This is a genomic window from Methylobacterium sp. C33D (assembly GCF_053345825.1).
This window is the reverse complement of sequence record NZ_JBKFAV010000002.1, coordinates 84,506-99,759: the sequence shown is the minus strand read 5'-3', so window position 1 is coordinate 99,759 and position 15,254 is coordinate 84,506. Positions and strand designations below refer to the sequence as shown.

The 15,254-nt window shown below is 63.6% G+C and carries 9 protein-coding genes; 4 read left to right on the top strand and 5 right to left on the bottom strand.

Annotation, left to right across the window (positions count from 1 at the left end):
- The first annotated feature begins 6 nt into the window (after positions 1-6).
- The 4 genes from ACLBXO_RS01925 to ACLBXO_RS01910 all read left to right on the top strand — a co-directional run bounded on the left by ACLBXO_RS01925 (position 7) and on the right by ACLBXO_RS01910 (position 8,071).
- Positions 7-654: a DUF3780 domain-containing protein gene (locus ACLBXO_RS01925; protein ID WP_447684316.1), complete on the top strand. Its 648-nt coding sequence runs from the start codon at positions 7-9 to the stop codon at positions 652-654.
- Between the two features lie 14 nt (positions 655-668).
- Positions 669-3,644, top strand: a complete 2,976-nt coding sequence (locus ACLBXO_RS01920) for an anti-phage-associated DUF1156 domain-containing protein (RefSeq protein ID WP_447684315.1) — start codon at positions 669-671, stop codon at positions 3,642-3,644.
- A gap of 65 nt (positions 3,645-3,709) precedes the next feature.
- Complete coding sequence (locus ACLBXO_RS01915) at positions 3,710-6,412, top strand: helicase-related protein (RefSeq protein WP_447684314.1); 2,703 nt, start codon at positions 3,710-3,712, stop codon at positions 6,410-6,412.
- A gap of 126 nt (positions 6,413-6,538) precedes the next feature.
- Positions 6,539-8,071, top strand: coding sequence for a hypothetical protein (locus ACLBXO_RS01910; RefSeq protein WP_447684313.1), 1,533 nt, complete (start codon positions 6,539-6,541; stop codon positions 8,069-8,071).
- 36 nt (positions 8,072-8,107) lie between these two features.
- Here the strand turns inward: ACLBXO_RS01910 and ACLBXO_RS01905 are convergent, their stop codons facing one another.
- The 5 genes from ACLBXO_RS01905 to ACLBXO_RS01885 all read right to left on the bottom strand — a co-directional run bounded on the left by ACLBXO_RS01905 (position 8,108) and on the right by ACLBXO_RS01885 (position 15,227).
- The gene (locus ACLBXO_RS01905; RefSeq protein ID WP_447684312.1) at positions 8,108-9,619 is read right to left on the bottom strand and encodes an argonaute/piwi family protein; all 1,512 of its coding nucleotides are present in this window, start codon (positions 9,617-9,619) and stop codon (positions 8,108-8,110) included.
- Entirely contained in the window at positions 9,603-10,928 is a 1,326-nt protein-coding gene (locus ACLBXO_RS01900) for a DUF4365 domain-containing protein (protein WP_447684311.1), read from the bottom strand. Before ACLBXO_RS01900 ends, ACLBXO_RS01905 begins: the two co-directional genes overlap by 17 nt.
- Positions 10,929-11,140: 212 nt before the next feature.
- A complete protein-coding gene (locus tag ACLBXO_RS01895) occupies positions 11,141-12,127 on the bottom strand; it encodes a phospholipase D family protein (protein WP_447684310.1) in 987 nt (328 codons plus the stop codon).
- Positions 12,128-12,387: 260 nt separating this feature from the next.
- Positions 12,388-14,214: a DUF262 domain-containing protein gene (locus ACLBXO_RS01890; protein ID WP_447684309.1), complete on the bottom strand. Its 1,827-nt coding sequence runs from the start codon at positions 14,212-14,214 to the stop codon at positions 12,388-12,390.
- A complete protein-coding gene (locus tag ACLBXO_RS01885) occupies positions 14,214-15,227 on the bottom strand; it encodes an exonuclease domain-containing protein (protein ID WP_447684308.1) in 1,014 nt (337 codons plus the stop codon). The genes ACLBXO_RS01890 and ACLBXO_RS01885 overlap by 1 nt, the downstream gene beginning before the upstream one ends.
- Positions 15,228-15,254 lie beyond the last annotated feature (27 nt).

The window sequence follows — 15,254 nt, the reverse complement described above, 5'->3', positions numbered from 1 at the left end:
AGCGTCATGCCGGATTTCGATTGCCCCGACTACTACATCGAGCACTGCTACCTCGTGCAGGTGCCCCGGGCCACGAAGGAGACGGTCGACGTCTTCGAGGTGTTCGGCCGGCCGCCGGTCGCGACCGAGGCGGTGCTCTCCCCCGAGGTCATCCTCCGGGCCCAGCTCCCCAAGGCCAAATGGGACGCGGTCTCGGGCGAGGTCCGCTCCGAGTTCAACCGGCGCCTTAAGGCGGAGCGCAAGCGCGCGGGCTCGTGGGCTCAGGGTAACAACGGCGTCCAGCGCTTGCTGGGCAAGGAGCTCCTGGTCCTCGTCTGGGCCGTCGAGCAGGACGACGTGTCCGTCGAGCAGTGCGACGTCGCCATCCGGAACTGGCTCGGGTTGAAGCCCGAGGAGCGCTGGTGGCTCTACACCATGACCGCGGCATCGACGGGGTACTCGCACCAGAGCGGCATGGGCTGGCGCGACGCGCTCCGCCGCGCGCTGTGCTTCGGCACAAAGCGCGACGTGTTCTCGCTTGGCGTCATGACGGGGCGCGGTCACCTGCCCCCGCGGAAGAACACCGGCGTCGCCCAGCAGCCTGACGTAGCGCAGAAGCGCATCGAGTTCGCCGCGCTCAGGGCTATCTCGGACCGGCTGGAGGCATTCGCATGAACGTACATTCGTCCATGACCACGACGGTCGTCCCATATTCCCTTAGTGATGCGCCTTGCTTTATTGAAGCGCAATTCCCCGTCGGACGCGTTTCGGCGGAAGTCTACAAGGAAAGAAAGGCTATTCACGGTCAGATACTGACGTCCCTCGGGTCGTACTGGAAGGGGCGCAAGCCGCTTCTGCTTGTCAGGGCTACGCTTCTCGGCTTGCTCCTACCAGCAACCGAGGAGCCGCTTAAAGATTTGCAGATCTTCCTGACGTTGCTGGGGATGGATGATCGCAGCTTCGTGAAGCGGATCAAGACAATTCGACCCGAACAAATCGACACCGACTGGCCAGGCTATCGCGATTTGGTCGAAGCAGAGTCCAAGCCCCGGTGGAGAGCAGGGCTGTCGAAAGATGAGCGAGCTGAAAAGCTCGGGGCGTGGCTAGTAAGCCTACCTTATGCAAAGCGCCTTGCGTTCTGTTACAGGCCCGATGAGTGCCCCGTCGATCTACAGGCGGATGCTTGGGACGAAATAAATCTACACCTTAAGACGGGCGCCAGCAGTATTCCCGAACTCGTTGAGCAACTTGGGATTATGCGCTATGGGCACCGCCCTCGGGTTGCGGACACCTTCGCCGGCGGAGGTTCGATCCCGTTTGAGGCCGCTAGAATAGGATGCGAAACGGCTGCATCGGATCTCAGCCCGATAGCTTGTATGCTCACTTGGGGTGGGCTGCATATAATCGGGGGAGCGGCCGAAGAGCAGGCAATAGTTCGCAAAACTCAGAAGAAGGTTGTCCAGGCCGTCCAGGGCGAAATTGACAAACTTGGATTTGAGCGTGACCGCGAAGGCCGTAGATCGAAGGCGTATCTCTACTGCGCCGAGGTCCGCTGCCCGAAGACGGGTTACCTTGTTCCGGTCGCGCCATCTTGGGTGATATCACGCAACCACCGTGTTGTAGCTCAGATTTTTGCTAGACCGAGCAGTAAAGACTACGACATTCGTATTATCACGAATGCAACCGATGAAGAAATTCTGGCAGCGGAGACCGGCACGTTAGTAGGCGACAGAGTGGTTCATCCGCAAAACCCCGGCCGCGAAGGCGTCGCCATGTCGGTCATTCGCGGAGATTACAAAGGTGAAGCTGGTGGAATCTCAAACCGAATCCGGCGGTGGAGCAAGAGTGATGTCACTGCAAAGGAAGACGATGTCTTTCGTGAGAGGCTATATTGCATCCAATGGCTGAAATCTGACGCAATCGAGGCTTTTGAAGCTATCGATGGCAATGCGGAGGAAGAAGGGAATGAGAGCGATAGCCGTTCGACCTTCTTTGCCGCACCCACCGCTCACGATCTTAACAACGAAGCAATGGTTCTTTCGCTGGTCCAGCGCGAACTCGCGACGTGGCAGGCCGCGGGGTTAGTTCCCGATCAGGAAATATTGACCGGCGACAAGACTGACGAGCCAATCCGCACCAGAGGGTGGACGCATTGGCACCAATTATTCCTGCCGCGGCACCTCTTATTCGGAGCCATCACACTAAAGCACATCCGGAATGTAGAACATCCGCTTGCAAGGGGCGCACTCCTTATCAGCTTTTGCCGCACCTTAAATTACATGTCCAAGATGACGCAGTGGATGGTCCGCAATCCGACTCCAAAGAAGCCGGCAGATGTAGTCAATCATGTATTCTACAATCAAGCTTTGAACACGTTTTACAATTTCGGCGCCCGTGCCTCGACAGGTCTCCTTCCTGCGCTCGGCAAGGCGTACCCAAGCGCCAGCTTGCCTGGCGAGGGAAGCGTTTCAAGCTTCCCAGCGAAGGATATCACAAAGACAAACGACATATACGTTACTGATCCCCCCTATGCGGATGCTGTAGCTTACCATGAGATTACAGAATATTTTATAGCTTGGGCCCGTAAACTGGGTCAAGATTTCTTCCCCGGCTTTGTCTGGGACTCTCGGCGGCAGCAAGCCATCAAAGGAGTGGATGAAAAATTTCGAGCTGACATGGTCGGTGCTTATCGGTCCATGGCGGACCACATGTCGGTGAATGGCAGTCAGGTCGTTATGTTCACCCACCAGGACGCTGGTGTCTGGGCTGACTTGGCCGCGATTATGTGGGCTGCCGGCTTGCGGGTTACTGCGGCATGGAACGTAGTCACTGAAACTGAGAGCGCAACAAAAAAAGGCAACTACGTGAAGGGAACAATCCTTCTAGTCCTACGCAAAAGAGTCGAGACAACGAATATCAAGCGGATGGACATTGAAGGAGAGATCGAAGAAGCCGTCGACCATCAGCTTTCTGCCTTGCATAGCCTAGACGAGGACTGGACATCAGAAAGCCTGTACACGGATGGCGATCTTCAACTAGCTGCATATGCGGCAGCGCTTCGCGTCATAACAAATTACGCCACCATCGACAGGAAGGAGGTCGGCGCCGACGTCTATCGCAAGCTTGCGAAGGGCGAGAAAACGGTGATCCGCGAGCTTATCGAGTATGCGGCCTCCGTAGCCAACAACAAGCTCGTCCCCGATGGCTTCTCTCCGGCCATGTGGAGAGATCTCGACGCGCCCTCCCGATTCTACGTCCGTATGCTCGACATGGAAAGCAACGGAATAACAAGGTTCGCGGATTTTCAGGATTTCGCCCGGACTTTCTCCGTCGCCGACTATGCTGATCTGATGGACTCAACGAAGGCGAACTCAGCCTCGCTCGCGGGTGCTGGTGTCCTGAAGGGTAGGATGCTCGGCGGCAAGGGCTTCGGCTCTTCCCTACTGCGACGCGTGCTTTTCGCCACCCATAAGACGATGCAAAAGGACGACCCGCGGGAAGGACTGGCGTTCCTCAAAACAGAGCTTGGGCAGGACTACTGGCCCAACCGGGCGAAGCTCGTGTCGCTCGCCAAGTACGTCTCCACCAAGACCGCGCGGACGCGCCCTATCGAGAGCTCGGCGGCCGACCTGCTGGCCCAGCGCCTCGAAGTCGACAAGGTCTGAGCGCGGACGGAGGCAAACCGGTGGCCATGTTGCGTTACTCCTCCCGTCGCGGGTCCTTGCGAGACATGCTGGGCGAGCGCCTCTCGCGCTCGCACCGCTACCTGCGCATCGCCGGCTATTTCCGATCGTCCCTCCTTGAGCTCATGTCGGAAGAGCTTTCGGGCATCGACGAGATCCGGGTAGTATGCAACGCAGAGCTCGACCCGAACGACATCAGGGTTGCCAAGGCCGCCAGCGAGGGCTCGGACGCGCTGTCGCGCGCGCTCGTGGCCGGCTGGATGGCCGGGCAGTCCAGCATCGAGGAGCTTCTCGCGAAGAGTCGCTACCGCATCCTGCACGACTTGCTCGCGTCGGGACGCATGCGCGTGAAGGTCGTGCCGCGGGACGGCGCGAACGTGTTCGTGCACGGCAAGGCCGGCATCATGGAATTTCGGGACGGCGGTTCGACTGCCTTCGTCGGCTCCATGAACGAGAGCGCCACCGGCCTCCTGCACTCCTATGAGATCATCTGGGAGGACGACGCCCCGGAGGCGACCAAGTGGGTGCGGGAGGAGTTCGACCATTTCTGGAACCTGGGCGTGGACCTGCCGCAGGCGGTCATCAGCCACATCGGCGCGGTCTCGCAACGGCTTGAGTACGCCTCCATCGAGCTCGCCCGGAAGGAGGGTGGCCTCTCAAACCCTGCCTCCTCCCTGGTCGAGCGCCCGATCTACAAGACCGGCCAGATCCTGCGGCCCTGGCAGAAGCGGTTCGTCCAGGCCTGCGTCGACGACCATGCCCTATACGGCAAGGCGCGGTTCCTGATCGCGGACGACGTCGGCCTCGGCAAGACCCTGTCGATGGCCGCGGCGGCCATGGTGCTCTCGCTCCTGTCCGGAGGCGGCGTGCTCATCCTGGCGCCGGCGACCCTGACGCGGCAATGGCAGACTGAGCTGGAGGACATGCTTGGCCTTCCCTCGGCCATCTGGTCCTCGGCCAAGAAGCAGTGGCTCGACACCAAAGAGTTCGCCGTTTCCCCCAAGGGCGATGCCAGTGCGGTCGCCCGTTGCCCGATGCGCATCGGCATCGTCTCGACCGGGCTCATCGTGAGCGGGGACGAGGACGGCGAGATCAAGCACCTGCGAGAGTGCCACTTCGGGGTGGTGATCCTCGATGAGGCCCACAAGGCGAGGGCGGACCGTGGCGGCAAGGACGACGCCCGGACAGGCGCCAAGCGCCTCCTGGACTTCATGGAGCGCATCGCCGCCAACTCCGACAACGTCATCATCGGCACGGCGACCCCCATCCAGCTCAAGGCCGTGGAGTTGCACGACCTCGTCGCGATGCTGGCCAAGGGTACGACGCACGTCCTCGGCAAGGAGGGCAGTCGCGCCTGGTCGTCGGACGCCAGCATCGGCTACCTCACCGGCGAGAAGCCGTGGCCGGAGGACCCGACCGACCAGTGGGGCCTGCTCCGGAACCCGCTGCCGCCGGCATCGGAGTCCGGCTTCTACCGGGTCGTGCGAACGGCCCACCGCCTGCCGGACGGCCGCATCGACGGGCCTCGTTACGACGAGCTCTCGCAGGGTCAGAGGAGTCGGCTGCGGACCGAGTTCCCGACGCTCGTGGCCCAGACCAATCCCATCATCCGGCGCGTCATCCGCCGCTCCCGCACGATGCTTGAGAATGCCGGCCTGCTGCCCCGGATCGACGTGGTCGTGCATCCGCGGGCCGGGGACGGGCTGCCAAGCGAGCTCTTCTCCGGCGAGGGCCTGGAGATGGGCTTCTCGTTCCGCCAGGCGTACGATGCCGCCACCCGCTTTTGCAGCCTCTACGCGCGCACGCGGCCGGCCGCGGGGTTCATGAAGACCATCCTGCTGCGACGCATCGGCTCTTCGGTCGCGGCCGGCCTGGCGACGACAAGGGCGCTCCTGGCGGGCGCCACCAGCGGGTCCGCCATCGACGACGGGGACGAGGATCTCTTCGCCCAGGAGCGCGAGCGCATGCCGCTCACCCCCGACGAGACGGAGGCGCTGCGGGAGGTCGAGACGCACCTCCTGGCGGTGCTGGCTCGCGGCAAGATGGACCCCAAGGTCGACGTCATCATCCGCTACCTCGCCGACAATCGCTGGCTCGCCGACCACGGCATGATCGCGTTCAGCCAGTTCTATGACACGGCCGAGTTCGTGGGCGAGCGGCTCGCCGAGCGCTTCCGCGAGCAGCCCATCGCCATCTACGCGGGCGGCGGCCGGTCGTTCGTGCTCCACAACGGCGAGAGGCGCCGCACCGACCGCAACGTCATCAAGGACCTCGTTCGGGCAGGCACCATCAAGCTCGTCGCCGCCACGGACGCGGCTTGCGAGGGTCTGAACCTGCAGCGCCTGGGCTCCCAGGTGAACGTCGACCTGCCTTGGAACCCCTCCCGCCTCGAACAGCGAAAAGGGCGCATCCAACGCATCGGCCAGCGCCGGCCCGAGATCCACGTCGCCAACCTGCGCTACGCGGGCACCTACGAGGACGAGGTCTACGGGGCCCTCTCGGAGAGGTTCGAGGACATCTTCAAGGTGCTGGGCCAGCTGCCGGACTCCTTCGAGGACGACTGGGTCGACGCCGTCCTGAAGGACCGGGAGGCGGTCAAGCTGTTCCCGAAGCGGGTGGAGCAGATCCGCAGCCCCGTCGAGCGCCGCTACTTCCGAGACGTGGCGGACGACGATGGGCTCGATTGGGAGGGGACCGAGCGCATCATCTCCTCACGGGACATCGAGGAGTTCATGCGCAAGGGCTGGTGATCATGCCGGTAGGCCGCTCCCAAGCGCAACGCCATCGCCATCCCGCCGCAGGGCGGGGACGGACCAGCTTGGCCGGTCACTAGCCGACCAGCTTCGCAATCGCCTCTAACGCTGCTCGCTTCCGCCATGACGACGTTCGGCAGATCCGGCCACTACCGGACGAACCAGCAAGGAACGACCTTCTGGGTCAGCGACCACAGCGTGAGCCGCGACGACTGGCCGGCCGGCCTGCCTCGGCCGGTCATGCGAGCCTACGGGTGCGACGACGCCGTCTCGCCCTCGCGGAACGTGACCATCCCCAATGCCCACTGTCCGGTATGTCACCAGCCGGTCTTCTTCTTCATGGCCGCGAACGGCGGCCGCGTCTTCTTCGACGACCTGGGTCCGCCCTGGCCAAAGCATGGCTGCACGATCTCGGCGACGGCGGGTGTTCCAGGGTTCGCCGACGCGGGGCGCATCGCGCGGTGGCAGCAGGAGCGCCGCGGGTTGCACGGAGTGTCGGTATCGGACGACGCACTGGCAGTGCGCCCGGATTGCGTCCGGGGCATCGCGCGGATCGTGCGTCGGCGCGGGAGAGCCGTCGCCGTCGTCGAAACCGACGATGGCACCGTCGCCTTCGAGGTCGAGGGCGCTTGGCCCGGACGCTCCTCGAAGGCGGTCTACTTCCGCAGGGTCGAGCCACCGGATGCACCCGAAGCCTTGGAATACCTGGCGCCGGATCTTGCCGTGGTCGCGATGCGCGTGGTCGCCGCGGTCGAAGTACCGACCGAGCCCTCCGTCGACGATTTTCCTGCCATCGCTGAGCTCGGCATCCCTGATGTCGATGTTTGGATACGGACCCACCTGCCCGGGTTCGCACGCGGCCCACGCCTCAAGATGGGGGGACACGTCGTCGGGGTCGCCGGCAGGCTGGGCCGGTCCCGCGTCGTCCTGCTGCCGCTGGCCGCCTGGTTCGACAAGGACGAGGACGATTGGGGCCGCGACGATGCCGAGCGGGTGGCGAATGGCCTGCGCCAAGTGCGCGAGTGGACTGGACGGATCGGGCGGATGCTGGACCGGTCCGACCGGACCCGCAAGGACCCGTTGTTCCGGGACGTCTTCGTTTGGCTCGTGCCGGAAGGATCCTGGGCGTTCGATATGGAACGCGCGGCCCGCGACTTCTCCCGGTCAGGGCCCTCGCGGCCCGGTGCCTCGCTTGGGCCGCCCCCGGTCCATGTGGCGCAGGCCTTGGAGAAGGAGATCGAGGAGGATCTCCGCGAGACCCGCTTCGGCCTCGACGAGCTCATGCCCGGGGAACGGGTCTACCTATCGGAAGGCGCGAAGCGGCATACCGAGAAGCGTTGGCTCGCCGCCATGCAAACGGAGTCCGGGCTCGACCCGACCTTCGCGCACCTGGAAGGCGAGGGTGTCCGGTTCCAGTTCATGGGCACTTTGGTCAGCCTACCGCAGCGGTGGGGTCAGCAAGCCATCCTGCCGGACGGGCGCAGGCTGCTCGTTCTGCTGCACCTTTCCTCCCCGGAACTCGGGCTTGCCTTCGTTCACTTCGGTGCGCCCGTCGAGAACGATTACGGCTTCGAGACCCATGAGGCCGACGCGATCTTCCATGCGAAGCGGCTCGCCGTAGCCCTCAGGTTCCTCGATACCGGTGCCGGGCGCTAGCTTGGCTCCCACCGGCAGTCGCGGTCCCGCCTTTCCTCACATGTAGAACCGATATCTCGGGTCCGGGACCTGGCCCTCGCCGACGTGCTTGAGGATCTCACCCACCTGGCGGGCGGCCCGCATCGTGATGGGCAGCGCCCCGTCGAACTGGGTGTTGTTCCAGTTCATCTTGGTCAGCGCCAAGGTCTCGTTCAGGAGCATGTCCCACTCGGTCCTGTCGCGGCGATGGGCCTTCATCATCAACGGGTTCGGGACGTAAAGCCCGGGATAGGTGGCGAAGAAGTCGACGCTCCCCCGGGTGTAGAGCAGCGAAGTCTCCCTATCGAGCCGCATCGCCGTGCCCCGCAGGGGCGGGTAGTCGCCGTCCCGCATGAGGCGCACCGGCGACCGGCGCGGCAGCCAGATCAGGTCGGCCTGGTCGATGCCGAGCTCGTCAATGGCGGCGTCGAAGCCGGCGGTCTCCTCGCGGTGGAAGGGGGAGCTCTTGTGGACGACGAGGCGCGCCGGGAAGGTGCCCCACTCGCGCTTATAGGTGGTGAGCGAGTTCCTGGTGAGCGCGTATGCGTCCTCCTCTGAAAGGTAGGGATGGCGGTCGTTCTTGTCGCGCAGAGCCCGGCCGCCCTTGAGGATCAGGCCCTCGCCCCGTTCGTCGAATAGCTGGGCGGAGCTCGTGCGCAGGGAGGTGCGCCCGAGGTCCTCGAAAAAGCTGATCCCCAGGAAGGTCGCGGAGTATTCCTCGCGCCCGCGCACCATGCGCCAGGGCGTGCCGCCGGCCTTGTAGTAGAGGGCGCAGAACAGGTTCCAGGCCCGGGTGGCCTCGTCCTGCACCCGCCTGGTCGAGAGCTTCGCGAGCTTGCGCTTAATCACCGCCCGTTCGTCGTAGGTGGACGGCCAGACGATCTGGATGGGGATCTTGTAGGCCAGGGTGGCAGCCTTCAGCGCGCCCCGGAAATCCTCGTATGGGTTGGCCTCCTCGTCATCCTCCACCACCTCCTTGGTAGTTTCTGCTCCCTCCGACTCGGTTGTCCCGCCCTCGGACTCTTCCGGGATCCTGAGGTTCTTCACGCGCTCGATGAGCTCAACCGGCAGAGCGCAGACGACGACCTGGGGCGGCCGGTCCATTTCGGAAAGGTCGCGGATCTCCTGCTCGAACAGCTCCACGGCGAGGCGGATGGCGACCTCGTCGTGGGACTCACCGGTCACCTTGGATATGCTGGCGGGCCGCAGGACGCGCTGGTGGTGGCGGTCGATCTCGAACCAGCACCGGAACGGCCCCGCGATGCCGCTGCCCGGAAAGGCGGGGAAGAGGTTGGGCTGCCAGCTCGGCTTGGCGGGGATCTCTCGCTCGCAGCGGGCGAACCACTCGCGGAAGCCGTCGACGGTCTCGGAGGAGCCGATCAAGCCGACCCGGACCGTCCGGGTCCCCTCGGTGGAAAAGTCGACGGGGCCATGCTCGACGAGGCCGAAGCGCACGTCCGGGTGGCGCCCGTCGCCGCCGAACTCCAGCAGCGGCTCGTGGACGTGCTGCAGCCTAAAGGTCGAGCTCACTCTGTCCTGCCTTCCGAGCCTTGCTCATGTCCGGGTCCTCGCGCGCCGACCAAAGGTCGTCGGGGACCCCGTAGGGATGGCGCAGCGGATCTAGCGCCTCGAAGCTGAGATAGGGGTACTCTTCGCGGAGCATGTCGCCCCGTTCCGTGAGCAGGGCGCGCCACAGGCGCATGTGCCCGCGCACGTTGGAGTTCCGCTCAATCTCCTTGATCCGCTTCAGGTAGTCCGGGGCGAATGCGCTCTCCGCGAACCCGTCCCGGGTGAAGTGGTAGGTCGTGTCGACCGCGAGGTACCACTCGCCGTCGAGGTTGAGGAAGCGCGGGACGAACGCCGCGTGCCGCAGGTAGGAGGCGGCAGTCTTCTCCTTATTGAGGCCATGCCGGGACACCACGGTCCGCTTGCCGTCACCGCGCGCGTCCTTGAACGTGTAGACGCGCTCGCCCCGCCGCTGGGGATTGCTCTTGAAGAAGTAGAACCGGCGGCCGCGGTCGAACACGAGGCGCTCGCGGACGCGCTCCCCCAAGCACAGCCCCAGCAGGCGCACGAACAGCCTCCTGCTGGCCTCGCCGTCGGACTCCGCCCAGTCTAGCGTCTCGATCTGGTCGATGCTCCCCTGGTCGCAGGCGTCCTCGAAGAGTTGGTCGTCGAGGTCGCGGAAGGTCACCAGCCGGTCGCCGTCCACGACCCAGTCGATGGGCGGTCGCTCCCGCTTGCGCCTGAGCGCGTCCCTGACCTTGCCAGGGCCTTCCTCGATGGACGCAACGTTGAGGCGGTACGGGAAGCTGGCCCGGAGCAGGTTGGTCTCAAGCTCCTCTTCGAGCCGCATCGACGGGGTGACCACGCCCGGCCGCGCGAAGCCCGCCACGAGTGCGGCGAGCTTGCCGACGGCCTCCGGGGTGAGCTCGTCCTCCCGGCGGACAAAGACCACCTTGCGCGACCGCTTCCGGTCGGGGTCCTGAAAGTACGACTGGATGGATTTCCAGCAGATGAGTTCGGTCGCCGGGTTGATCACGACGAGGATGACCGGCGTGTTCGCGTTCGACCAATACTCCAGGTCGCGGTCATCCACCCGGAAGGAGAAGGTCTCTCCGTTGTCCTCGGCAAGCCTGCTCACCGTCTTGAGCTGTGCCGCGACGTACTGCGCCTTGACCTCACCCGTCTCGGGATCGCGCAACTCGATGAAGCCGTCGATGCCCGCGTCGAGGGTTCCAGTCGTTGGGTGGAACGTCAAGCCGGCATCGAGGATGCGGGCCGCGAGACGATGGACGCCAGCATCGCCGAGCATTTGGCTCCCCGTAAGCTTCTTCAAAGCTTCTCCCACAGCGCGTTGACGGCAGCCACCTACATTATCTGTACTACGTTTGTTCGCCTACGAGTGGATGCCCTCGTCCCATTAGACTTCGGCTCGCTGCCCTACCTTACCCATGCGCTGACCTCGGGCAAGCTGGACGTTACAAGATCCACAAGGGGTCGAGAGCTCGCTCTGGCAGTCCTCACTTGAACGCTGGCCATGGCTCTTCCTCAGGCAGCGGCTGCCTTCAACGCCGTCCAGGCGATCTCACGGACCTGAGGTGATGCTACCGGCCAATCGCCATCGGGCAGCTTTCCCAATGCGGAGCGAAAGACCTGCATCTGCGTGTCGCCAACCCTGAGGCCGCGCAGACTTGGCAGTCGATCCAGAAGGGCGAGGGAGCGGTCGGTCCCAACTATGGGTCGGTGACCCTGTGTGCGTACCTTCCAAATGCCGTTGAAGGCCGGCTTGCCCTTCCCCGGGCGGGAAAAGTCGAGATAGATCCGACCCGGTCTGCAATCGTCGAGTATGTCGTTTCTGACCTCGTAGAAGGGCGCCTCGCCCCTTGCGTCGTAACCTTGCCTGTCGTCGAGTCCGTATTCCCCCTCGACATCCTTCCAAGTCCGCTCGGCCTCGTCGCTCGGGGCGCCGTCCTTGTACAAGGTCACCCACACATCGAGGCCATCAAACGGCTTTGGCTCATGGGCGAGGGCATGCAGGAGCGTCGGTCGCCGCGCCTCTCGGACCTTCGTGAGTTCGCCGCGGGCCGCCTCGACCATGGTGGCGTCGACTGGCGTGCCGCGGCGCCACGCCGCCTCGAACCATACGGACGCATCATCGATGACTGTTTCGTCGTCGCATAAGACGGCCGTCTCCGTTCGTGCCGGCGGCTCGTCCGAAGCGCCCAGGCCGCCGCGGGAGGCGTTCGCGGAGCCGAGCACGACCAGGCCCGGGTACAGGTAAGTCTTGGCGTGGAAGCCTTCGACCGTCATGATGGTTGCGCCGCCGCGGATGAGATCAAGGATGGCGCCAGCGTGGCAACCCTCGCTCCATAGATCGCAGATGACCCGGGTGCTCCCTAGAGCGCTCCCGAGGCCAAGGCGTTCGACCGCACCCGCTCCCCAATAGGCAACGCCAAGACGGCGTGTGGCATGCTGCGCATTGGCCCGCCTCAGGGCTTCGATGATGAGTTCGCCAGCCAAGAACCTGGTCGCCATCGCTTTCGCCCCCACTTCTTCCCATTATGTTGCAACACCCATGGCAAAGGTCAGGCCTGGACATCTCCTCGGGTCGAGGGAGGCCGTGGCGATTCTGATTTCTGCACAAACAGCTTAGTCAGAGTTCGGCCGGAGACGTGGCTCGCCCGCGACTTTGTGCAGTTCCGGGACGAGTTCCTTCCGCGAGTCGGCGACGAACGACTCGCGACGTTGAGGTCGGCCCCATGACCCGGAGCTGCTGAGCCGACTACGCAACCGACTCAGCTGGTGACGGCAGCCTTCGACGCAGCCCGGCCAAGGTTCCAGACCTCGAGGGCGGCCTCGGCAATCCACTGCTGCCTGGCTTCGATGGCGGCCTTGTTCCAAGCCGGAGCAGGGTTCAGCCGCTGGGCCGCCTGCGTGATCTTATCGCCCACCCCGACCGCCATCGCGGATGCCTGGCAGCGCGCCAGGAGGAACTGGGACTTCGGGTAGGAAAGAGCTTTCTTGCTGTAGGCGGCGTTCTTGATCACGCGGTTAACCGCTGCTTCCACCAGCATCAGGTTGCCGAGGCGATTGATCAAATCGACATCCGCGGCTCCGTCACCGAACTCCGCTCTAGCCTCCTCGTCCGCTCCCTGCGCCAGGATGTGCTCGATGTCGTTCTTGGTTTCCAGGTAGTGCGTAAGGCTTTCCCGGCCGGCCTCACCGTAAGCCAGCACGTCGAAGTGGCGGGTGAGTTTCGCCATCAGGTAACGCAGGCGGAACTTCCGCATGTCCCACGCGTGGAGCGACAGCAGCTTCGTCGTGAATGCTTGCCGGTGCTCATTCTTTTGCCGGACGAAAAACTCCTCAACGAACGTCGTGAAGGCAGGTTCACCTTCCACATGCCGGAGCTTGCGTGCCGCCTGGGCGATGCTGCGCTCGTAGTCTTTGGTCGGAATGCCGGCGATCAGCCAGATGAACATCAACTCCTCTACCTGCCGTGTGAGCCGCGAGAACAGGGCCGGCGGCAGGTGTCTCCCCGCGAGCAGAAGCACCAAGTGCTGCTTGACGGCTGTTCCCCCCAGGGCCTGCGTGTTCATGATCCCATTGTCGAGGTGCCCCGTCACGGTCTTCCCGTCTGTGAAGTTTAGGTAGGCGATGGCACCGTCCCGCAGGCGTTGCGCAAAGCCAATGGGGTCACTGCCATGCCTCGTTTGCTTCTCGTTCTTTACCAGCCACTCGTAGATGTCTTCCTCACGCAGTTGGCCTTCCACGTCGTAGGTAGCCATTAGGTAGTAACGAAGGAAGCGAAGCGGCTTCTCACGCGCTTCGTAGATCGCTTGCGTCAGGGAGCGCCATATGTCCTTGAGCTTGACGAAATCGCCTTCCTTCGCGTTCATGAATAGTAGATTCTTCAACAGGTCCATCGCGTCCAGGCCCACGCCCCGGTCGTTGATGGTCTCGAAAATCTTTAGCGCGCGACTTATGTTGGGCGTCTCAATGCGAATGAGCTTGACCTTGTTCGTAAAATATCCGAGGAACCGACGGAGGCCATTCGGGTCATTAGGAAACTGAACCGTCAGGAACTCCCTAATGGTGTCGTAAGCGCCCGCGAGATTCCGGATGGAACGGGTGCCTTCGCGGCGTGCATCCAGTCCTTTGCCGGTGCCGTAATCAACGAGGACACCGCTGGCATCCTCGTACTGGAGGTCAAGCCTCATCCGCTCAACCGTTTCGCCGTGCCAATTCATGTCGGCAGCCGCTATCTGCGCCTTCAGCGTCGGTGGCACTTGTCCGTCAAGCTCAGAGATCATGTCTCGTAAAGCGCAAAGCGTCAGGAACGAGGTGGTACTCCGTTGCTGCCCATCTATAAGGTCAAAGACACCGTCCTTGCTTGGGCATACGACGATGGTCCCGATGAAATATTCCGGCGCGCTGTCCTTGGTAGCTTCCTCAAATTCACTGTGAATATCCTTGAGAAATTGCTCAACTTCCTCGCCTCGCTCGCCCTTCGCGTCTCGTTCACCCCAGACGTATTCGCGTTGATAATCGGGAACTCGATAGAAGCTCAAGAAAATCTGAGCGAGACTTAGGTCCTGCGACGTGATCGAGTTGGCGGTCATCATTCCTCCGTCGGGATGGTTACTAGTCCGGCGCTTGACCCGAATGCCGGCAGCCAGTGGCGCCAACAGGATGCCGGACGGCGCAGGGCGATTAGCGGCAAGGTGTCTACGAATACCGTCACGTCTGCAGCCGGTTCGGCAATCGCCGGAGGCTGCGTCTCGGATGGCGGTCGGCCCTCCCTTTCACGCATGACCAGGAACAGCTCGACCGTCGCCATCGCGTCCGCGAGGGCCCAGTGCTTGGCGTCCGGTAGTTGGACGCCCGCCTGCGACGCCAGGATGGCCAGCTTGTAGCTGCCGAACCCCGGATAGGCACGCTTCCCGAGCCGCATGGTGCAGAGCACCTCCCGGTCGCTCCAGAGGTTCAGCCGCTCCATCTCCGCCTGGAGGAAGCGGCGGTCGAATCCCGCGTTGTGAGCGACCAGGGTAGCGCCCTCGACGAAGGCCGAGACCTCGCGCATGATCTCGGCCAACGTGGGCGCGTCGGCGAGCATGCCGTTCGTGATACCTGTGATCGCCGTAATGCGTCCTGACACCGGGAACCCGGGGTTCGCGAGGCTCCGGAAATGGCGACCGATCCGGCCTTTCACGATCTCGACCGCCCTGACCTCGATTACGCGGTCGCCGTTGTTCGGCGACAGGCCGGTCGTCTCGAAGTCGATAACGACGAAGCGCTCGCCTGGCTCTGCAAGGGCGTGCTCCAGCTCGGCGATCTTGGCGAGCGCGGAGGCATGCCCTTGGTCGGCGGCTGCGTGAAGCCTGACGTGCCCCTCCTCGCGGTCGGCTGGCGTGCCCAGTCCCTCCAGGTGCATCAGGCCGAATTCGTACTGGGCATCGAGGTCGCTGCCGTCATCGGCCGCCAAGGGAAGCCACGAGAGGGCCTGCCCCAGGTCGACCTCGAAACCGACGCCATCCCGGTAGGCGCGCCCGAGGTGTAGCTTGGCTTCGGCGAAGTCATAGTCGGCCGTCCTGCGCGGACGATTTGAATGAGGGTGCGCTTCTCCCGTCCGCACTGAGTCCTCGCATTTCCTACTCGAATT